Source organism: Catellatospora chokoriensis, assembly GCF_011297315.1.
GTDB lineage: Bacteria > Actinomycetota > Actinomycetes > Mycobacteriales > Micromonosporaceae > Catellatospora > Catellatospora citrea.
The window spans coordinates 282,388-301,009 of the sequence record NZ_JAAOTI010000001.1 but is presented as its reverse complement, the minus strand read 5'-3'; the positions used below and the strand labels follow the sequence as shown (position 1 = coordinate 301,009).

Annotated in this window: 20 protein-coding genes; 8 read left to right on the top strand and 12 right to left on the bottom strand. The window is 72.5% G+C overall.

Features of this window, described 5'->3' with window-relative positions:
* Nucleotides 1–7: 7 nt before the first annotated feature.
* Nucleotides 8–478: a GNAT family N-acetyltransferase gene (locus HAV39_RS01340; RefSeq protein ID WP_191837291.1), complete on the bottom strand. Its 471-nt coding sequence runs from the start codon at nucleotides 476–478 to the stop codon at nucleotides 8–10.
* 57 nt (nucleotides 479–535) lie between these two features.
* Here HAV39_RS01340 and HAV39_RS01335 point away from each other — a divergent pair, with 57 nt between their 5' ends.
* Nucleotides 536–709 carry a nucleotidyltransferase domain-containing protein gene (locus HAV39_RS01335; protein WP_191837290.1) on the top strand — a complete coding sequence of 58 codons (174 nt, stop codon included), beginning with the start codon at nucleotides 536–538 and terminating at the stop codon, nucleotides 707–709.
* Nucleotides 710–806: 97 nt separating this feature from the next.
* Here HAV39_RS01335 and HAV39_RS01330 read toward each other — a convergent pair whose 3' ends face one another.
* Together HAV39_RS01330 and HAV39_RS01325 are read right to left on the bottom strand one after the other, a co-directional pair.
* Complete coding sequence (locus HAV39_RS01330) at nucleotides 807–1,211, bottom strand: SRPBCC family protein (protein ID WP_191837289.1); 405 nt, start codon at nucleotides 1,209–1,211, stop codon at nucleotides 807–809.
* On the bottom strand, nucleotides 1,208–1,519 hold the full coding sequence (locus tag HAV39_RS01325; protein ID WP_191837288.1) for a metalloregulator ArsR/SmtB family transcription factor: 312 nt from the start codon (nucleotides 1,517–1,519) through the stop codon (nucleotides 1,208–1,210). Before HAV39_RS01325 ends, HAV39_RS01330 begins: the two co-directional genes overlap by 4 nt.
* A gap of 125 nt (nucleotides 1,520–1,644) precedes the next feature.
* Between HAV39_RS01325 and HAV39_RS01320 the strand changes: the two genes are divergently transcribed.
* From HAV39_RS01320 to HAV39_RS01310, 3 genes are all read left to right on the top strand, one after another.
* Nucleotides 1,645–4,023, top strand: coding sequence for a glycoside hydrolase family 3 C-terminal domain-containing protein (locus tag HAV39_RS01320; protein ID WP_191837287.1), 2,379 nt, complete (start codon nucleotides 1,645–1,647; stop codon nucleotides 4,021–4,023).
* Nucleotides 4,020–5,009 (top strand): LacI family DNA-binding transcriptional regulator, encoded by a 990-nt coding sequence (locus tag HAV39_RS01315; protein ID WP_191837286.1) that lies wholly within the window; start codon nucleotides 4,020–4,022, stop codon nucleotides 5,007–5,009. The genes HAV39_RS01320 and HAV39_RS01315 overlap by 4 nt, the downstream gene beginning before the upstream one ends.
* Before the next feature lie 277 nt (nucleotides 5,010–5,286).
* Complete coding sequence (locus HAV39_RS01310; protein ID WP_120320616.1) at nucleotides 5,287–5,919, top strand: HNH endonuclease family protein; 633 nt, start codon at nucleotides 5,287–5,289, stop codon at nucleotides 5,917–5,919.
* Between the two features lie 76 nt (nucleotides 5,920–5,995).
* Here HAV39_RS01310 and HAV39_RS01305 read toward each other — a convergent pair whose 3' ends face one another.
* The 3 genes from HAV39_RS01305 to HAV39_RS01295 all read right to left on the bottom strand — a co-directional run bounded on the left by HAV39_RS01305 (nucleotide 5,996) and on the right by HAV39_RS01295 (nucleotide 7,356).
* Nucleotides 5,996–6,517, bottom strand: a complete 522-nt coding sequence (locus HAV39_RS01305) for a hypothetical protein (RefSeq protein WP_191837285.1) — start codon at nucleotides 6,515–6,517, stop codon at nucleotides 5,996–5,998.
* Between the two features lie 107 nt (nucleotides 6,518–6,624).
* Complete coding sequence (locus HAV39_RS01300; RefSeq protein ID WP_203736480.1) at nucleotides 6,625–7,143, bottom strand: SET domain-containing protein; 519 nt, start codon at nucleotides 7,141–7,143, stop codon at nucleotides 6,625–6,627.
* 24 nt (nucleotides 7,144–7,167) lie between these two features.
* Entirely contained in the window at nucleotides 7,168–7,356 is a 189-nt protein-coding gene (locus HAV39_RS01295) for a hypothetical protein (protein WP_191837283.1), read from the bottom strand.
* A gap of 287 nt (nucleotides 7,357–7,643) precedes the next feature.
* Between HAV39_RS01295 and HAV39_RS01290 the strand changes: the two genes are divergently transcribed.
* Both HAV39_RS01290 and HAV39_RS01285 read left to right on the top strand, forming a co-directional pair.
* Nucleotides 7,644–8,930, top strand: a complete 1,287-nt coding sequence (locus HAV39_RS01290) for an enolase C-terminal domain-like protein (RefSeq protein WP_239120808.1) — start codon at nucleotides 7,644–7,646, stop codon at nucleotides 8,928–8,930.
* Nucleotides 8,927–9,979: a Gfo/Idh/MocA family protein gene (locus HAV39_RS01285; RefSeq protein ID WP_203736482.1), complete on the top strand. Its 1,053-nt coding sequence runs from the start codon at nucleotides 8,927–8,929 to the stop codon at nucleotides 9,977–9,979. Before HAV39_RS01290 ends, HAV39_RS01285 begins: the two co-directional genes overlap by 4 nt.
* Nucleotides 9,980–9,985: 6 nt before the next feature.
* On the opposite strand, the gene HAV39_RS01280 is transcribed toward HAV39_RS01285, so the two are convergent.
* From HAV39_RS01280 to HAV39_RS01270, 3 genes are all read right to left on the bottom strand, one after another.
* On the bottom strand, nucleotides 9,986–10,882 hold the full coding sequence (locus tag HAV39_RS01280) for an RNA polymerase sigma-70 factor (protein WP_191837281.1): 897 nt from the start codon (nucleotides 10,880–10,882) through the stop codon (nucleotides 9,986–9,988).
* 12 nt (nucleotides 10,883–10,894) lie between these two features.
* A complete protein-coding gene (locus HAV39_RS01275) occupies nucleotides 10,895–12,094 on the bottom strand; it encodes an NAD(P)/FAD-dependent oxidoreductase (RefSeq protein ID WP_191837280.1) in 1,200 nt (399 codons plus the stop codon).
* Nucleotides 12,095–12,382: 288 nt separating this feature from the next.
* A complete protein-coding gene (locus tag HAV39_RS01270) occupies nucleotides 12,383–13,450 on the bottom strand; it encodes a glycerophosphodiester phosphodiesterase family protein (protein ID WP_191837279.1) in 1,068 nt (355 codons plus the stop codon).
* Between the two features lie 233 nt (nucleotides 13,451–13,683).
* Between HAV39_RS01270 and HAV39_RS01265 the strand changes: the two genes are divergently transcribed.
* Nucleotides 13,684–14,400 (top strand): hypothetical protein, encoded by a 717-nt coding sequence (locus tag HAV39_RS01265; RefSeq protein WP_191837278.1) that lies wholly within the window; start codon nucleotides 13,684–13,686, stop codon nucleotides 14,398–14,400.
* On the opposite strand, the gene HAV39_RS01260 is transcribed toward HAV39_RS01265, so the two are convergent.
* From HAV39_RS01260 to HAV39_RS01250, 3 genes are read right to left on the bottom strand one after another with little or no spacing between them, the layout of a single operon-like run.
* Nucleotides 14,390–15,196 carry an ABC transporter ATP-binding protein gene (locus tag HAV39_RS01260; RefSeq protein ID WP_191837277.1) on the bottom strand — a complete coding sequence of 269 codons (807 nt, stop codon included), beginning with the start codon at nucleotides 15,194–15,196 and terminating at the stop codon, nucleotides 14,390–14,392. The genes HAV39_RS01265 and HAV39_RS01260 overlap by 11 nt on opposite strands.
* Nucleotides 15,197–15,253: 57 nt before the next feature.
* On the bottom strand, nucleotides 15,254–16,384 hold the full coding sequence (locus HAV39_RS01255; protein WP_203736484.1) for a FecCD family ABC transporter permease: 1,131 nt from the start codon (nucleotides 16,382–16,384) through the stop codon (nucleotides 15,254–15,256).
* Between the two features lie 5 nt (nucleotides 16,385–16,389).
* Nucleotides 16,390–17,421 carry a FecCD family ABC transporter permease gene (locus HAV39_RS01250; protein WP_191837276.1) on the bottom strand — a complete coding sequence of 344 codons (1,032 nt, stop codon included), beginning with the start codon at nucleotides 17,419–17,421 and terminating at the stop codon, nucleotides 16,390–16,392.
* A 143-nt stretch (nucleotides 17,422–17,564) separates the two neighbouring features.
* Here HAV39_RS01250 and HAV39_RS01245 point away from each other — a divergent pair, with 143 nt between their 5' ends.
* Complete coding sequence (locus tag HAV39_RS01245) at nucleotides 17,565–18,605, top strand: iron-siderophore ABC transporter substrate-binding protein (protein WP_191837275.1); 1,041 nt, start codon at nucleotides 17,565–17,567, stop codon at nucleotides 18,603–18,605.
* The last annotated feature ends 17 nt before the right edge of the window (nucleotides 18,606–18,622 follow it).

Here is an 18,622-nt window from a genome sequence, read left to right as displayed (position 1 = left end):
CGTCCCCTCAACCGGTGATGTGCAGCCTCGCCACGACCTCGGTGTCCTCGGTCTCGCCGGTCTCGGTGAAGCCGAGGCCCGCGTAGCAGCGCCGGGCGGCGGTGTTGGCCGGCTCGTACGACAGCGCGAAGCTGCTGATCCCGTGCTCGGTGGACAGCAGTCCGAGCGCGGCGCGCACCGCGGCCCGGCCGTAGCCCCGGCCCTGCCGGGCGGCGTCGATGATGATCCCGCCGAGCCAGGCCGCCCCGTCGGCGGGGTCGACGGTCCACATGAGGAAACCGACGACGTCGCCCTCGGCGTCGAGCACCGCCAGCGGCTGCCAGCCCGCCTCGCCGTAGTGGCACAACGCCAGGTAGTAGGCGGGCGCGGCGACCCAGTCCGACTGCGACTCGGCGACGGTGAGCGCGGTGACGGCGCGCCAATTGACGGCGTCGACGGGCGCGAGGCGGACGGGAACAGGCGTGACAGGGGTGGTCATGTCGGGCATCATGCCAGGTCAGACGAGTGTCTATGGCCATGGGACCGGAGTGCGGGAATGCCGGACGTGATGGATTTCTGCCAGCACGTCGTTGCCGGGCTGACCGGGCGCGGGCGGCTGCTCGGTGAGCCGGTCGTGCTGGTCGGCAGCCGCGCGCGGGGCACCGCGACGGTGGAGTCCGACGTGGATCTCCTGGTGCTGGGACACGGCCCGGAGCACCTGGAGGTCTGACGGCCCGCCCTTTTGCCGCAACTCTTAAAGAGTCGTGGCCTGCCGGTTGTGCCGAAGGCGCGCCTCTTTAAGAGTTGCGGCAAAAGGGGGGTGGGCGTCAGGTCGCGAGGACGGATTCGATGCGGCGGAGGAGGCCGGGCCAGCCGCGGGACATGCCCTCGAAGGCGGTGCGGCCCAGCGGGGAGTCGAGGTCCAGGCCCGCCTGCTCGAAGAACAGCCGGGTGCCGGTGCCCTCGGGCTCCAGGCGGAAGGTGATGATGTTGTCCAGCGAGCCGGTGGCGAAGCTGTAGCTCAGCAGCTTCTCGGGCTCGACCGCCAGCACCTCGCAGGGCTGCTCCCCCCAGCTGCCCATGTCGAGGGTGAAGCGGTGGCCGACCACGGGCCGCACGTCGCCCGCGGCCCACCACTTCGCGTGCAGCTCGGGATCGGTCAGTGCCTGCCACACCCGCGCGGGCGGGTGGCTGAGGAACTGGTCGCAGCGGATGACACCTGGTTCGGTCAAGAGAATTCCTCGTCGAGTACGTCGCGCAGCGACTTGAGCCGCTCGCGCCAGAAGTGTTCGTAGGGATGCAGCCACTGCCCGACCTCGGCCAGGGGCTGCGCTTGCAGGTGGTAGTACCGGTGGCGGCCGCGCGGCTCCTCGCGCACCAGGCCCGCGCCGCGCAGCACCTGCAGGTGCTCCGAGACCGCGGGCCGGCTGAGCGAGAACTGCCCGGCGAGCTCGCCGGCCGCGCGCGGGCTCTCCCGCAGCGAGTCGAGCAGCTGTCGGCGTACCGGATTGGCCAATGCGCTGAACACGTCAGTGGTCACGGTCGGTGACAATACGTCGGAGAATCCCGACGTGTCAACTTTCTCCGACACGTCGCGGCCTTGACGGCGGTGGTTACGCGCGTAACCATCACCGTTGGCCGGTGACCACGAGATGGGGAGCGCGCATGACGGCGACGGCGGATACCGATCAGCTCGTGGCGTCGATGACCCTCGCGGAGAAGGCGGCGCTGTGCGCCGGGCGCGACTTCTGGTCCCTGTACGGCGTGCCCCGGCTCGGCGTCCCCGAGATCCTCGTCGCCGACGGCCCGCACGGGCTGCGCAAGGAGCTCAGCACCGAGCAGGTGCAGCTGGGCGCCAGCGTGCCCGCCACCTGCTTCCCGACCTCGGCGGGCATGGCCTCGACCTGGGACCCGGCGCTGATCGAGCAGGTCGGCCGGGCGCTGGGCGAGCAGGCCCGGGCCGAGGGCGTCAGCGTGCTGCTCGGCCCCGGCGTCAACATCAAGCGCACCCCGCTGTGCGGGCGCAACTTCGAGTACTTCAGCGAGGACCCGCTGCTGGCGGGGCGGATGGGCGCGGCCTGGATCCGCGGCGTGCAGAGCCAGGGCGTGGGCGCCTCGCTCAAGCACTTCGCTGCCAACAACCAGGAGCACCGCCGGTTCAGCGTCGACGCGCTGGTCGACGAGCGGGCACTGCGCGAGGTGTACCTCGCCGCGTTCGAGGCCGCGATCGCCGGTGGCGCGCCGTGGACGGTGATGTGCGCCTACAACCGGCTCAACGGCGTCTACGCCGCCGAGCACGGGTGGCTGCTGACCCGGGTGCTGCGCGAGCAGTGGGGCTTCGACGGCATCGTGGTCTCCGACTGGGGTGCGGTCAACGAACGGGTCGACGGCCTGGCCGCCGGGCTCGACCTGGAGATGCCCGGCTTCGGCGGCCACCATGACCAGCACATCGTCGACGCGGTCGACAGCGGGCTGCTGCCCGTCGACGTGCTCGACCGGACCGTCGGCCGTTTCCTCACGCTGATCGGGCGCACCGCGCAGGCCCGCGTGGGCGGGCACACCTACGACCGCGACGCCCACCACGCGCTGGCCGGGCGGGTCGCCGCCGAGGGCACGGTGCTGCTCAAGAACGGCGGCGGGCTGCTGCCGCTGGCGTCCGGCGGGCGGATCGCGGTCATCGGCACGTTCGCCCAGCAGCCCCGCTTCCAGGGCGCGGGCAGCTCGCACATCAACCCGCACCGCCTCGACGACGCGTACGCCCGGCTGTCCGAACTGGCCGAGGTGACCTACGCCGCCGGCTACCGGCGCGACTCCGACGAGACCGACGACGCGCTGCTCGCCGAGGCGGTCGAGGCGGCACGGGCCGCCGACACCGTGCTGCTGTACGTCGGCCTCACCGAGAGCTACGAGACCGAGGGCCTCGACCGCACCCACCTGCGCCTGCCCGCGAGCCATGATGCGCTCGTCGCCGCTGTCGCCGCGGCCAACCCGCGGACCGTTGTGGTGCTCCACAACGGCGCGCCCGTGGAGATGCCCTGGCACGCCGACGTGCCCGCGATCGTCGAGGCCTACCTCGGCGGGCAGGCCGGCGGCAGCGCCGTCGCCGACGTGCTGTTCGGTCGGTGCGAACCGGGCGGGCGGCTGGCCGAGACGTTCCCGCACCGCTGGGCCGACAACCCGGTGCACGCCCTGGCCAACGGCCCGCGGCAGGCCGAATACCGGGAGAGCGTCTACGTCGGCTACCGCTACTACGACACTGCGGGCGCCGACGTGCTGTTCCCGTTCGGACACGGGCTGAGCTACACGTCATTCGCCTTCGCGGACGTCACCGCGACCGGCACCGGCCCGGTCGAGGTCACCGTCACCGTCACCAACACCGGCGAGCGCACCGGCAGCGAAGTGGTCCAGGTGTACGTGCACCACCCGGCCGCCACCGGGGCGCGCCCCGACCAGGAACTCCAGGGCTTCGCCAAGGTGCGCCTCGCACCGGGGGAGTCGCGCGCCGTCACGATCAGCCTCGACCGGCGCGCCTTCGCCTGGTATGACGTCACCGGCGCACGCTGGGCCGTCACCGGCGGCCGGTATGAGATCCGCGTCGGCGCGTCGTCCCGTGACATCCGCGCCACCACCACGGTCGAGGTGACCGGCGACGGCGTGGCCGCCCCGGCCTACCCGGTGCCCGCCGCCGGACGGCAGTGGGACCGGGACCGCTTCGTCGCCGTCCTCGGCCGCCCGCTGCCCGACAACACCGCGGACTCGCCCGGCGCGTTCACGCTGAACACCCCCCTCCACGACATGCGCAGCTCACCGGTGACCCGGCTGCTGCAGGCCTCCGCCCGCCGGCAGGCCCGCGGCCTCGTCAAGGACCCGAAGAGCCCGATGGCGCTGCTCATCGGCGCGATGCTGGACGAGTCACCACTGCGCCTGCTGTCGATGATGAGTCGCGGCAAGGTCGGCCGCCCGCTCCAGGAAGGGCTGCTCGACCTGGTCAACGGGCGCTGGCTGCGCGGCCTGCGCCGGCTCGCCCGGGCCCGGCGGCGATGACCGGTCGCCGCCCGACCAGCGCCGACGTGGCCCGAGAAGCCGGGGTGTCCCGGGCGACGGTGAGTTACGTGCTCAACGACGCGCCGGGCGAGCGCATCGCCCAGCCGACCCGGGAACGGGTGCTCGCCGCCGCCGCGCGCCTGGGCTACGCCCCGTCACTGGCCGGACGGACGCTGGCCAACGGGCAGAGCGACATCGTGCTGCTCGCCATGCCCGATGCGCCGTCCGGGGAGCTGACCTCACGATTCGTCGACGCGGTCACCCGTTCGCTGGCCGCGCAGGGCCTGACCCTGGTCGTCCACTTCGATGTGCCGTCCGCGCCCCGGCTGCCGCGCCTGGCCGCGATGCTGTCGGTGCGTGCCGTGCTCAGCCTGTTCCCGCTGCGCGACGCCGACAACGCCGCCCTGCGGCGGACGGGCATCCGCGTCGTACCGGCCGGCACCGCGTCCGACGGGCTCGCCACCTCCGCACTGCTGCGCAGGCAGGGCCGGATGCAGGTCGAGCACCTCGTCGCGGCGGGACACACCCGGCTCGCGTACGCGCTGCCCGCCGACCCGCGCCTGTCCGTCTTCGCCGACCCCCGCCACGACGGCGTACGCCAGTCCTGCGCCGAGCGCGACCTGCCGATGCCGGTGACCTTCACCGTGCCCGACGACCCGTCCGCCGTCGTCCCCGCCGTACGCACCCTGCTCGCCGCCGCACCCCAGGTCACCGCGATCTGCGCGTACAACGACGAGGTGGCCCTGGCGATCCTGCACGGCCTGCGCGAACTCGCCGTGCCCGTGCCCACCCGCATGGCCCTCATCGGCGTCGACGGCATCCCCCTGTCCGCCTACAGCGCCCCACCCCTCACCACCGTCACCGTGGCCCCCGCCGCGACCGCCCGCCACCTGGCCCGCGCCGCCGTCGCCCGCCTCGCCGGCGACCGCCCCACCCCCGTCCCCATCGAAGACGTCCTCCACCTCACCGTCCGAGCCACCACCTGAAGGAAGGGCACCTTCACATCGCTCTGCGTAGAGGAAGGTGCCCTTCTTAACGCCACACGCCGCTGACCTGCGCGGCATGACGTGTTCCCCGTGGTGGTCCGATGCCGACCGGCCGTGCGGCGGCACAGCGGGGGCGGTGCTTTCACAAGATATTCATGCCGTCGTTCGGCTGCGGTCTGGATCAACAGCCACACATTTGAGATGGTCCATCTGTCGTCGTCGTGACCCCAGCCGGACCCCCACCGGCCGCGGCGACGGACAGTCGGGAGACCCTCCAATGTCCCGTGTCCTGAAGGCGTTGGCCGCCACCGCGGCCGCCCTGGCCATGTCGTTCACCCTCACCGCGACACCGGCCCACGCCACCCCGCCCAACATCCCCTCCTACAGCACCGCCGTGAGCCGCCTCGCGGCGCTGACCGTCACGGCCGAGTCGCACGGCTCCACGTACAACCGCGACCTGTTCCCGCACTGGATCACGATCACCGGCGCCTGCAACACCCGCGAGCAGGTCCTCAAGCGCGACGGCGTCGGCGTCGTGGTCAACAGCAGCTGCGCCGCGACCTCCGGGTCCTGGTACAGCCCGTACGACGGCGCCACCTGGACCGCCGCCTCCGACGTCGACATCGACCACATGGTCCCGCTGGCCGAGGCGTGGGCGTCCGGCGCGTGGGCGTGGACGACCGCGCAGCGCCAGACCTACGCCAACGACCTCGGCGGGCCTGAGCTGTGGGCGGTCACCGACAACGTGAACCAGTCCAAGGGCGACAAGGACCCGGCGGAGTGGCAGCCGTCGCTGTCTTCGTTCCGCTGCACCTACGCCCGCGCCTGGATCCAGGTGAAGTGGTACTACAGCCTCACTGTCGACAGCGCGGAGAAGTCGGCCCTCAACGGCATGCTCGCCACCTGCTGATCGTCACGCAGCTCGGCAGTCCCCGGCCGCGGGCGGCGTCCGCCGGCGGCCGGGATCCGTCACGGCCGGAGCCCGCTCACGATCCTGCCCAGACACCGTGCGGCGCTTCGATCTGATCCGGCCGGACGTGGAACTCGTCGCGTCCGTCCTCACTCGCCACGCCGTCGATCGCCGTCGACACGACGAGCTGGCGCCCGCTGCTGGTCAGCGCGAACCCGCGCACCCAGCATCTGATGTGGCCGGGCGCGGGCAGCGGCGCGGCCGAGGTGAGGTCCTCGAAGAAGATCGGAATCTTGCCGACGAAGGTGGCGGCCCTTCCGTCGGCGTCGACCAGGCGCACCCGTACCTGGCCGGGCCAGTCGTCGTCGATGAGCTCGACAGCCTCGACCTTCAGCAGCGACCAGCTCGGCGCCGACCCTCGCGCGACCCGCGCGGCGTACTCGCGCTCGGCGCTGCGGCGCTGCAGCGCGCCGCCGAGTCCCACCGCGTAGCCGAGACCCGCCAGGGCGAGAAAGGCGCTGCCGGCGCGCTCGGCGGCCACCAGCGGCACCACGGTCGCGCTGCCGAACGCGGCGACCCCGAGGCACCACGCCCACAACGGGACTCCTCGCAAGCGGGCGGATCTGCGGGTCCTCGACGTCATGCGGGCCTTTATACCGGCCGGGTGCACGGTCGCGCGGGCATCGTGCGGCGCGGGACTCGTCGTCAGGACGCTCGGATGCGGTCGAGCAGCAGCGGAATCCCATGGTTGCCGTAGCGTTCGCGCAGGTCCGGCAGTTGCCAGTCGTAGCCGGTGAGCACACCGCGGCAGCGCGCGGTGCCGCAGGCGCAGTCCATGCGGAAGTCCGCCACCGCCGTGCTCGTGCCGTAGTCGTTGGTGAGTTCCTCACCGGCTGCGATGTCGCGCCTGGCAGCGAGCGTGCAGGCGTCGACCCACCACAGGTTCGGGTCGCAGCTGTGGTTGCCGCACCCGTTGGGCTGGCGTGGCGGCAGCACCAGGTGCAGGTCGTCGGCGACGCTGACGGTGTCGACGTAGCGCTGCTCGCGGGCCGCCCGCGCGAACAGCTCCCGTAGCTCCGCCTCGCTGACGAGGCGCCCGCCCAGCCGGGACACGACGGTCCCGGCCGGGAGGGCGGCGCGCGCGAACAGGCCCTTGCCGGCGATCGGGGAAGTGCCGACCTCGACGTCGGTGTGCAGCCAGCAGTCCGCTGCGGGCGCGGCCACGCGATTCATCGGGTACGCCGGTGGTCAGCCGGTCGGTGTGCCGACGTGCTGCCGGACCACCTCGGGAGTCGCCGGTGTGACCACAGCCAGGATCTGTTCGTTGACCGCGCCGCGGAGCAGCGCCACCTGGCCTCCGACGTCGGAGAACCGGCGGTTGTTGCGGAACGCCTCGCTCTCGAGGGCGGTCAACCGCTGTTCATGTGTCTGACTCACCTTTCGTCCTCCCCGTGTCAGCTGCCGGGTGGTCCGAGCCGGCCGGCGTGCCCTTCGCTCGATATTCTCCATCGACTAAGTCGTGCTCGCCACGACACGGACGTGCCAGGCCGAATCGTGACCTGCCGTTCGACTCGAACGGGTGATTACCTCCAGCGGCGCACCGAGTCGTCCCCACCCGTGGACCCGATCTTGCGGAATGCCCTGCTGCGGGTAGGGTCGCGATGATCCCTGCCGGACGGCGTCCGCTCACGTAGCTCCGGCCTATGACGCACGTGAGGACAGCCATGTCACAGGAGCAGACGACGGACCCGCCGGCCGTGATGGAGGAGACGCAGGCGCCGTGGGCGGCGCGGGACGGTCTGCGGATCACCGGCGTACGCGCGATCGTCACCGCCCCCGAGGGCCTGCCCCTGGTCGTCGTCCGCGTCGACACCAGCGACCCCGGCCTGTACGGCTACGGCTGCGCCACGTTCACGCAGCGCTTCCACGCCGTCGTGGCGGCCGTCGACCAGCACGTCGGCCCGATGCTGATCGGGCGGCACCCGGCCGACATCGAGGACATCACCCGCATGGTCCACCTGTCGTCGTACTGGCGGGGCGGCCCGGTCCTCAACAGCGCACTGTCCGGGGTGGACCAGGCGCTGTGGGACATCGCCGGCAAGCGTGCCGGGATGCCGGTGTACGAGCTGCTCGGCGGCCGGGTGCGCGCCGCCGCCGACACGTACCTGCACGCCGCGGGCGCGACGATCGAGCAGACCCTGGAGCACGCGCGGGAGATCCTCGACTCAGGCTACCGGCACGTCCGCCTCCAGGCCGGCGGCCCGGGCCTGGGCACCTACGGCGCACCCGGCACGCCCGGCGGCTACCCCGACGCGCCCTACCCGGACGGCTGGGACGTGCAGCAGTACCTGCGCGACACCCCGAAGCTGTTCGCCGCGGCCCGCGAGGTGCTCGGCGAGACCCCGAACCTGATGCACGACGTGCACCACCGGCTCACCGTGAAGCAGGCCGTGGCCCTGGCCCGCGCGCTGGAGCCGTACCGGCTGTTCTTCCTGGAGGACCCGATCCCGCTGGAGCTGTACGACCGCCTGCCGGAGCTGCGCGCCGCCGCACCGATGCCGATCGCGGTCGGCGAGCAGGTGGCCTCCGTCGCCGACGCGGCCCGGCTGGTCACCGGCGGCGGGGTGGACCTGCTGCGGCTGCACATCTCCGCGATCGGCGGCCTCACCCCGGCCCGCAAGCTGGTCGCGCTGTGCGAGCTGACCGGGGTCGGCACGGCCTGGCACGCGCCCGCGGACGTGTCGCCGATCGGCGCGGCCCGCAACGTGGCCCTGGACGTGAGCAGCCCGGCGTTCTCGATCCAGGAGGGCCACCTGTGGCCCGACCCGGTGCGCGAGGTGTTCCCAGGCACGCTCGACCCGCGCGGCGGTTACCTGTTCCCGAACGACGCCCCCGGCTGGGGCATCGAGGTCGACGAGAAGGCGGCGGCCAAGTACCCGGCCGTCACCCACCTGCACGAACGATGGTCGGCCCGGGTACGCCGGCCCGACGGGGGGATCGAGGCGCCGTGACCACACTCGCGATCGTCGGCACCGGCAACATCGCCGCCGGCTACCTGACCGACCTGCGCACCTATCCGGGCATCGAGGTCGTCGGCGGTTACGACAGCGACCCGGCGCGGTCCGCGGCGTTCGGGGCCGCGCACGACCTGCCGATCTACGGCAGCCTCGACGAGCTGCTCGGCGACGAGAAGGTCGACGTGGTGGTCAACCTGACGCCGCTGTCGGCGCACGTGCCGGTCACCCGGGCGGCGCTGCGCGCGGGCAAGCACGTGTTCAGTGAGAAGCCGCTCGCGCCGACGGCGCACGAGGCGCGGTCGCTGATCGCCGAGGCGGCCGCGCACGGGCTGCGGCTGGGCTGCGCGCCGTTCACGTACCTGGGGGAGGCGATCCAGACCGCGTGGAAGCTGGTCCGCGACGACGCCGTCGGGCCGATCAAGCTGGTGTACGCCGAGGTCAACCACGACCGGATCGAGTCCTGGCATCCGGCTCCGCAGGGGCCGTACCGGGCCGGGCCGCTGTTCGACGTGGGCGTCTATTCGCTGACGGCGCTGACCGCGATGCTCGGCCCGGCCCGCAAGGTCTGGGCGTACGGCACGATCCTCAAGCCGGACCGGGTCACCCTGTCCGGCGAGATGTTCTCCCCGCAGGCCCCCGACTTCTCCGTCGTCGTGCTGGAGCTGGCCGGCGGCGCGACGGTGCGCCTGACCGCGAACTTCTACGTCGGCGCGGGCACCCGCCAGTCCGGCATCGAGCTGCACGGCGAGCGCGGCTCGATCCACATCGCCGACTGGACCAACTTCGACTCCGAGATCCGCGTCGGGCTGCCCCCGGAGCCGGTCGCGCTGCTCGGCGACCCCTACCGGGGCATCCCGTGGGGCCGCGGCATCGCCGAGTTCGTCGCCGCGATCAACGAGGGCCGCCCGCACCGCTGCTCGGCCGAGCACGCCGCCCACATCGTCGACATCCTCGCCGCCGCCGCGCAGTCCCAGCGGACCGGAGCCCCGGTCGAGGTCTCGTCGGGGTTCCCGTCGCCGCTGCCCATGCCCTGGGCGGCCTGAAAGGGGTCAGTGCAAGGCCAGCGGCGTCTCGCACTCGATGCGGGACAGCTTCTCCGGGTTGCGGACGTAGTAGATGCCGGTGACGCGGGCATCCTCGATCCGCAGCGCGGCGACGCCGTCGATCTCCCCGTCGAGGCGGAACACGAGCGCGGGGCCGCCGTTGATGACGGTCGGTTCGGTGGTGAGGGTGCCGCCGACCTTCTGCATGCTGCCGACGAACAGGCGGATCGCCTTCTCCGCCCCGAAGACCGGCTGCAGCGCGGCCTGTTTGAGACCACCGCCGTCGCTGACCACGACCACGTCCGGTGCGAGCACCTGGAGCAGGCCCTGCAGGTCGCTGGTCTCGACGGCGCGCTGGAACGCGTCCAGCGCGGCCCGCCGCTCGCCCGCGGAGACGACCTTGCGGGGACGGCGGGCGTCGACGTGCTGCCGCGCGCGGTGCGCGATCTGGCGTACGGCCGCCGGGCTCTTGTCGACTGCCGCGGCGATCTCGTCGTAGCTGACCTCGAACGCCTCACGCAGCACGAAGACGGCACGCTCGGTCGGCGAGAGCGTTTCGAGGACGAGCATCATCGCCATCGACACGCTCTCGGCCAGCTCGGCGTCCTCGGCGGTGTCCGGCGCGGTGCGCAGCGGCTCGGGCAGCCAGGGTCCGACGTAGGACTCCCTGCGCCGCTGCATGGTGCGCAAGCGGTTGAGCGACTGGCGGGTGGTGATCCGGATCAGGTAGGCGCGCTGGTCGCGTACCTGATCCAGATCGACCTTGACCCACCGCAGCCAGGTCTCCTGCAGCACGTCCTCCGCGTCGGCCGCCGATCCGAGGATCTCGTAGGCCACGGTGAAGAGCAGGTTCCGGTGCTCGACGAAGGCCTCGGTCGCCTGGTCACCGGTGTGGTCGGTCATCTCGGCACCTCCTCAGGCCCGCCGGGCGGCGGCACGTGCCTCACCGGCCTTGACGCGCAGCGCCGCCCGCCGGCTGGGGTCCTTGAACCAGAGGTTGAGCGAGCCCGGTTTGCGGGCCTCGTGGGTCATCTGCCAGACGGTGCTCTTGCACACGCCCTCCTTGAGCATCGCCATGGGCTTGCCGCCCAGCAGGTACACCTTGGTCACAGTGTCGTCCTTCTTCGCGTACTGGACGACTCCGGCGCGGCGGCCCAGGCTGATGCACTGGCCGAAGAGGCCGACGTTGAAGTCGGCGGGCCGCTTGCCGGCGATCCGGCTCAGCACCGTGTCGGCGGCCTGCGGGGCGATCTGCATCGCGGACTGGCAGCTCATCCGCACCGGCAGGTCCGACGGCGCCGCCGAGTCCCCGGCCGCGATGATGCGTACGTCGTCGAGGCTCGTGAGCGTCTCGTCGGTGCGCAGGCGGCCCAGGGCGTCGGTGCTCAGCCCGCTGCGGGCGGCCAGGTCCGGCACGCCGAATCCGGCGGTCCAGATGGTCACGGCGCTCGGCAGCTCGCGGCCGTCGGCGAGCAGGACCGATTCACCGGTCACGCCCGTCACGGTGGTGCCGGCGCCTTCGAGCACGGTCACGCCGAGGCTGGTGAGCTTTTCGGCCACCGCCCGCCGGGCACGGGGGTGCAGGTAGGCCCCGAACACCCGGCCACAGACGAGGGTGACCTTCCGGCCCTGCTCTGCCAGCTCGGAAGCGGTCTCGATGCCGGTCGAGCCGCCGCCGACCACGGTCAGCGCGGCCGAGGACGGGGCGGCGTCGACGACCGGCCGCAGCCGCTGTGCCTCCTCCAGGGTGGAGATCGGGTAGGCGTGCTCGGCCGCGCCGGGCACACTCGGGGCGGCCGAGCCGCTCCCCACGGCGTAGATCAGGTAGTCGTAGTCGAGGGTGTCGCCACTCGCCAAGGTCACGCTGCGCCCGGCCGCGTCGATCCGGGTCGCGGTGTCGACGACCAGCCGGATGCGGGGGGCCAGAATCCGCTGGTAGTCCACGAGCGCGTCGTCGGATCCGGTGACGAGCTGGTGCAGGCGGATCCGCTCGACGAACGCCGGGCGCGGGTTGATCAGGGTCACCGCCACGTCGTCGCGCTGCGTCAGACGGTTCGCCGCCACCACGCCGGCGTATCCGCCGCCGACCACGATGACCTTGGTGTTCTCAGCCATGGACCTCTCCTTCGTCTTCAAGGTGCGGCCTCAAGACACCGCGCGCTCGGCGGTTTGTGACATCAGTGAGTCGGATCACTCGCCGAACACCGGGCGAGCAAGATCATCTGTTGGCCGCAAGGGACCAGGCGGCAGCCATCGCCCGGTGGGCCGAGATCGACACGACGATCGGCCCCCATCCGAACGAGTGTTCGGATGGGGGCCGACTGTGCCGCCTGACGTCGGTGCAGGTCGGCGGACCGGCGACGGGCGGGCGGGGAGGAGGTCGTCCGCCCGTCGCCCAGCTTGTCAGCGTGCCTTGTACGCCTTGGGCAGCTTCATGCCGCGCTCGGCCATCAGCTCGCGCACCCGGTTCGGGTAGTCGGTGATGATGCCGTCGACGCCCATGTCCATGAGCGCGGCGACGGTGGGCATGTCGTCGCAGGTCCACGGGATGATCTTCAGCCCGCGGGCGTGCGCCCGGTCGACCATGGCCTTGTCGGGGTAGAACCGGAAGCCCGGGTCGCCGATCTTGCCGTTCTGCGGGAACCCGTAGTTGGGCGACAGCGCGGTGACGCCCTCGATCGACGCGGCCGCGGCCACGAAGTCGCCGCCGAAGTCGTCGGCGTCGATGCCGCCCAGCCACGGCGACGCGCCCGGCTGGCCGACCTGCAGGAAGTCGTAGTTGGTCAGCGCCACCAGCGGCCACTTCGGCGCGAGGCGGTGCATCGCCATCAGCGCACCCCAGTCGAACGACTGGATGCTGACCTGCTTCTCGATGCCCGAACGGTGGATCTCCTCGAACACCCGCCGCACGAACAGCTCACGAGGCGCGGTCTGCTCCGGCGCGCCCGCCTCGACCTTGGTCTCGATGTTCAGCGTGACCTGGTGCGCCTGGTAGCGCTTGACCAGGTCCAGCACGTCGCGCAGCTCGGCCATGCGCTGGCCCTTGATCTGCTCCTGCTCGGGGAAGCCCGGCAGCTGCTGGAATCCGCAGTCCATGGTCTTGACCTGGGCAAGCGTCAGATCCTTGACGTACTTGCCGACGTACGGGTACATCGGGTCGCCCGGCGTCACCGGCGCGGTGTCGGCGCACTTCTGCGCGCTGACCTTGCGGTCGTGGGTGACGACGACTTTGGCGTCCTTGGTGATCTGCGTGTCCAGCTCCAGCGTGCTGACCCCGAGGCGCAGCGCCTTGGCGAAGCCTTCGAGGGACTCCTCAGTGGTCATGCCGATGCCGCCGCGGTGGGCCTGCAGGTCGAAGCGCGCGTGCTGGGGGCGCGGCCCGTGGCCGCCGTGCGGCGACGCGAACGCGGCGGTCGGCACGGCGAGCGCCGGCACCACCGCCAGGGCGGCCAGGACGTGACGTAGGGACATGGGGCACCTCGGTTTCTTCAAGATCTACTTACCGACCGACCGTAGGTGCCCGCCCGATACCAGCCGTGACCTGGGCGTGAGGAGCCCGTGAACGTTCGCGGACGCGCCGGTGCCGCCGTGCGATATGGAACACCGGCGAGATCCGGCTCAGTGGATCCCCTGGCGGGACTTCGGGGTCGCGGTGGGGGACGGTCCCGGAGGCAGACCATGCGGTACGCGCCGAGGATCAAGGCGTGAAGAAACCTGCCGCAATCGCGCTGATCGCCGCACCGCTCCTGCTCGCCGCCTACGGGCTCGTCCGCATCGTCGGCAAGTCCGACGGCGTCTACGGGCCGGGCCTGGACTGGCAGGCCGCGCACCTGCTCGCCCTCGCCGGCGTGCTCCTGTTCGTGCCCGGAGTCCTGCACCTGGGCGGGCTGCTGCCACGCGGCCCGTGGCGGACCGGCACGGTCGCCGTGACGCTGTTCGGCCTCGCCGCCATGGCGGTCCAGTTCGGAGCCGACATCTGGTTCGCGCTGCGCGCCGACGACAAGGCCGGTATGCAGGCGCTGTCCGGCGACTTCGGCGACATTCCCGGCGTCGACCTGGTCGTCTACCAGGTCGGGCCGCAGCTGTTCTTCGTCGGCCTGCTGGTGCTGACGATCCTGGCGGCCCGTGCGCGGCGGCTGCCGTGGTGGAGCCCGGTCGTGCTGCTCGTCGGCATCCTCATGCCGCCCGTATCGCTGGACCTGCTGCCGCTGTCGGGCCTGCTGATCCTGGCCGCTCTCTGGCCGGCTGCCCGCGCCACCGCGTCCACCGCCGCCCAGGTCGCCGCCCCACGCGGCCGTGGCGACGGCGGCTCCACGGGCACCCGTGCGGCGGTCGGCCTCAGACCGGCGTCGTTCGGCAGTGGAGTCACGGACAGCAACGACGAGGTGTACGCGGACCCGCCGCCGCGCATCACGCCGTGACGGTCCGGGCGGGGTGGTGCCGGCTCAGCGGGATGACCATCGGGGTGGCGGTGACGGGGTCGGGCACCACCTGGCAGCCCAGCCCGAACACCTCGGTGACCAGCTCCGCCGTCACCACCGCGGCCGGGTCGCCCTCGGCCGCGATCCGCCCGTCGCGCATCACCACGAGATGGTCGGCATACCGGCAGGCCTGGTTGAGGTCGTGCAGCACCATCACCACGGTGCGCCCGTCGCGCCGGTTGAGGTCGGTCACCAGGTCGAGCACGTCGACCTGGTGCGCCAGGTCCAGGTAGGTCGTGGGCTCGTCGAGCAGCAGCACCGGGGTCTGCTGGGCGACGGCCATCGCGATCCAGGCCCGCTGCCGCTGCCCGCCGGACAGCTCGTCGACGGGCCGGTGGGCGAGCTCGGTCATGCCGGTGGCGGCCAGCGCGGCGGCGACGGCCTCCTCGTCGTCGGCGGACCACTGCCGCCACCAGGTCTGGTGTGGCGAGCGGCCCCGGCCGACCAGGTCGAGCACGCTGATGCCCTCGGGCGCTACGGGCGTCTGCGGCAGGATGCCCACCTGACGCGCCACCTGACGGGTCGGCAGCGCATGGATGGCCTGCCCGTCGAGCAGCACCGCACCGTGCGCGGGGCGCATCAGCCGGGCGAGCGCGCGCAGCAGCGTCGACTTGCCGCAGGCGTTGGCCCCGACGACGACCGTGACCCGGCCCTGGGGGATCTGCAGGTCGAGACCGGACACGACGGTCCGGTCGTCGTAGGCGAGAGTCAGGCTCTCGGCCCGGAGTGCCGTCATCGGACCTCCTTGGTGGACTGGCTGCCCGCGGGCGGGGGCGGAAACGAAGAGGTCACGTCAGCCTCCGCTGCCGGCACGGTTGGCGCGGACCAGGAGCCGGAGCAGGAAACCGGCACCGATGGCACCGGTCACCACGCCGACCGGCAGGTCCGTGTCGGGGAGCAGGTGCCGGGCCAGCAGGTCGCTGCCGGACACCAGCAGCACGCCAGTCAGCGCGGACAGCAGGACCGGCGGCGCGGACAGCCTGGCCAGGCGCTGCGCGATCTGCGGCGCGGCCAGCGACACGAACAGCACCGGACCGGTCGCGGCGGTGGCGAACGACACCAGCGCGACGCTGACCAGCAGCAGCAGGCCGCGGGCGAGTTGCACGGGGGTGCCGAGGCCGCGGGCGACGTCGTCGCCGAGCTGCAGGTTGCGGTTCCAGCCGGCCAGCAGCAACGCCGCGGGCAGCAGCACCGCGACGGCGAAACCCAGCGGGCGTACGGCCTCCCAGCCGCGCCCGTTGAGGTTGCCGACCAGCCAGCCGACCGCCTCCTGCGCCTGGTGCATCTTGGCTCGGGTGAGCAGGTAGTCCGTGGCGCTGGTGCACATCCAGGACACGCCGATGCCGACCAGCACGATCCGGAACCCGGTGCTGCCCCGCCGCCAGGCCAGCAGGTAGACGGCGAGCGCGCCGAGCAGCCCGCCGGCCAGGCCCAGGGTGGGTGCGCCGAGGGTGTCGCCGAAGCCGAGCACGATCCCTGCCACGACCGCCGTGGTGGCCCCGGCGTTGATGCCGACCATGTCGGGGCTCGCGAGGGGGTTCCGGGTGATCGCCTGCAGCACCGCCCCGGAGGCCGCGAACGCCGCGCCGACCAGCACGCCGGTGAGCGCGCGGGGCAGCCGCACCTCGTGGACGACGAAGACCGTGCCGCGTGCGCCGGAGCGCCAGAGTGCCGGGACGACGTCGACCAGCGGCACGGGGTAGTCGCCGAGCGCCAGCCCGAGGCAGAACACCCCGAACGCGGCGAGCGCGACGGCGACGCACATGACGACCAGTCGTGGGCGCAGCGGCAGGCCCAGCACCGCCGTCCGCAGGGCGCGCGAGGGCCGGTCCGACTCGGGCGCGGCGGTGGCGACCGGTCGGGCACCGGCCGGTGCGACCGAGTCGGGGGCGGTGGGCGATGCGCCGGGGGTCGGCGGGGTCACGGCGGTCACATCTCGGCCAGGCGTCGGCGGCGGGCCAGCGCGATGAAGAACGGGCCGCCGAGGAACGCCACGACGATGCCGGCCTGGATCTCCTCGGGGCGGGCGACCACCCGGCCGAGCACGTCGGCGGCGATGAGCAGGCTCGGCGCGCCGAGCAGGGTCAGCGCGAGGATGCGCCGGTGGTCGGGGCCGGTGACCATGCGGGCCAGGTGCGGGGTGACCAGTCCGATGAAGACGATCGGCCCGGCCAGTGCGACGGCGGTGCCGGCCAGCGCGGTGATGGCCAGGGTCGCCCGCAGCCGGACCAGGCCGACGCGGCGGCCCAGTGCCGCGGCGACGTCCTCGCCCAGCGCGAGGCTGTTCAGCGCGGGCGCGGTCGCCAGGGCGAGCACCGCGGCGGCGGCCAGCAGCGGGGTCACCTGCCACAGCGTGGTGGCGTCGGCCGAGGTGAGCGACCCGGCCGCCCAGAACCGGAACCGGTCCAGCGCGAGCGGGTTGCGCAGCACGAGGGCGCTGGTGAAGGAGCCGAGCAGGAAGGTCACCGCGATGCCGGCCAGGGCGGTCTTGACGGGGGTCGCGCCGCCGCGGCCGAGGCCGCCGAGCAGGTGGACGCTGACCGCGCCGGCGAGCGCGCCCGCGAACGCGTACCAGATGAGGTTGGTGGGTGCGGTGCTCGCGCCGAACGCCGCCACCGCGACCACGATGGCGAACGAGGCCCCGGCGCTGACCCCGAGCAGGCCCGGGTCGGCGAGCGGGTTGCGGGTCAGGCCCTGCATCAGCGCGCCGGCCAGGCCGAGTGCCGCGCCTACGAGCAGCCCGGTGGCGGTGCGCGGCAGGCGCACGCTCCACACGATCGCCTCGATCTGAGGGTCGACGTGGGCGCGGTCGAACAGCGCGTCGGCGACCTGTCCGATGGGGACGGCGCGGCTGCCGAAGGCCAGCGAGAGCAGGCACAGCACGGCCAGCAGCAGCGCGGCCGCGGGCAGGTAAGCGGCGGCGCGGCGCGACGGGGCGGGTGGCGGGGGAGCGGGGGTCATACCGACCTCATGGCGGTCATCTTAAGGTGAGCCTTGCCTTACTGCGCGACAGGGCATGAGCTGGGCAAATGCGGTGAATCTTGAAATTAGGTTAGCCTTACTTTACCATCCCCTCAGTTGCCCACCCAAGCCGAGGGGAAGTCATGTCCACCCTGCCGAAGCACGTCGGCCCCGTGCGCGCACGTCGTCTGTGGCCGGTCACCGGCCGGCTGTCGGCGGCGCTCGCCGTGGCCGCGCTGGCCCTCACCGCCTGCGGCGGTGACCCGGCCGCGACGCCCGCGCCGGGTGGCTCCGCAGCTCAGGGCGCCGCGTTTCCCGTCACCGTGTCGCACAAGTACGGCGACACCGTCATCGACAAGGCCCCGACCCGCGTGGTCACCCTCGGGCTCAGCGACCAGGACCCGGTGCTCGCCCTCGGCGTGGTGCCGGTCGGCTCGATCGACTGGTTCGGCGAGCGCCCCTACGGCAAATGGCCGTGGGCGCAGCCGCTGTGGGGGAGCAAGGCCCCCGAGGTCGTCGGCGAGCGCGACGAGTACAACCTGGAGAAGATCGCGGCGCTGAACCCCGACCTGATCATCGGGATGTACTCCGGTATGAGCCAGGAGCAGTACACCAAGCTCACCCAGATCGCGCCGACCGTGGCGCAGGTCAAGGGCTACGACGACTACAGCGCGCCGTGGCAGGAGATGACCATGCACGCCGGCCGCGCGCTCGGCCGGTCCGCCAAGGCCGCCGAGCTGATCGCCGCGATCGACCGGCGGCTGGCCGACCTCAAGGCCAAGAACCCGCAGTTCGCGGGCAAGACCGTGGCCGTGGTCGAGCCGTACGAGCCGGGCAAGTACGCCGTGTTCGCGCCCAGCGACCCGAAGGTCGTGCTGCTGACCCAGCTCGGCTTCACCGTGCCGGAGGCCATCGTCAAGGCCGCCGGCAGCGAGTATGCCGCCGAGATCGGCTCCGAGCGGCTCGACCTGATCGACGTCGACAAGCTGGTCTTCCTCACCGCCGACGCGTCCACCGAGAAGACCGTCAAGGCCGACAAGGTCTACACCACGCTCAAGGTGGCCAAGGAGAACCGGGCCGTGTTCCTGCCGTACGAGACGCCGCCGGTCGGCGCCGCGCTGTCCTTCGGCACGGTGCTGAGCATCCCGTACGCGCTGGACCAGCTGGTCCCGCTGCTCGGCTGAGCCCCCGTCCCACCGTT

Bases quoted from the DNA above. Each gene is read 5' to 3' on its own strand.
- HAV39_RS01280 (WP_191837281.1), bottom strand. From the start codon at position 10,882: ATGACCGACCACACCGGTGACCAGGCGACCGAGGCCTTCGTCGAGCAC.
- HAV39_RS01290 (WP_239120808.1), top strand. From the start codon at position 7,644: ATGTCACAGGAGCAGACGACGGACCCGCCGGCCGTGATGGAGGAGACG.
- HAV39_RS01275 (WP_191837280.1), bottom strand. From the start codon at position 12,094: ATGGCTGAGAACACCAAGGTCATCGTGGTCGGCGGCGGATACGCCGGC.
- HAV39_RS01260 (WP_191837277.1), bottom strand. From the start codon at position 15,196: ATGACGGCACTCCGGGCCGAGAGCCTGACTCTCGCCTACGACGACCGG.
- HAV39_RS01340 (WP_191837291.1), bottom strand. From the start codon at position 478: ATGACCACCCCTGTCACGCCTGTTCCCGTCCGCCTCGCGCCCGTCGAC.
- HAV39_RS01335 (WP_191837290.1), top strand. From the start codon at position 536: ATGCCGGACGTGATGGATTTCTGCCAGCACGTCGTTGCCGGGCTGACC.
- HAV39_RS01250 (WP_191837276.1), bottom strand. From the start codon at position 17,421: ATGACCCCCGCTCCCCCGCCACCCGCCCCGTCGCGCCGCGCCGCCGCT.
- HAV39_RS01310 (WP_120320616.1), top strand. From the start codon at position 5,287: ATGTCCCGTGTCCTGAAGGCGTTGGCCGCCACCGCGGCCGCCCTGGCC.
- HAV39_RS01245 (WP_191837275.1), top strand. From the start codon at position 17,565: ATGTCCACCCTGCCGAAGCACGTCGGCCCCGTGCGCGCACGTCGTCTG.
- HAV39_RS01315 (WP_191837286.1), top strand. From the start codon at position 4,020: ATGACCGGTCGCCGCCCGACCAGCGCCGACGTGGCCCGAGAAGCCGGG.
- HAV39_RS01270 (WP_191837279.1), bottom strand. From the start codon at position 13,450: ATGTCCCTACGTCACGTCCTGGCCGCCCTGGCGGTGGTGCCGGCGCTC.
- HAV39_RS01320 (WP_191837287.1), top strand. From the start codon at position 1,645: ATGACGGCGACGGCGGATACCGATCAGCTCGTGGCGTCGATGACCCTC.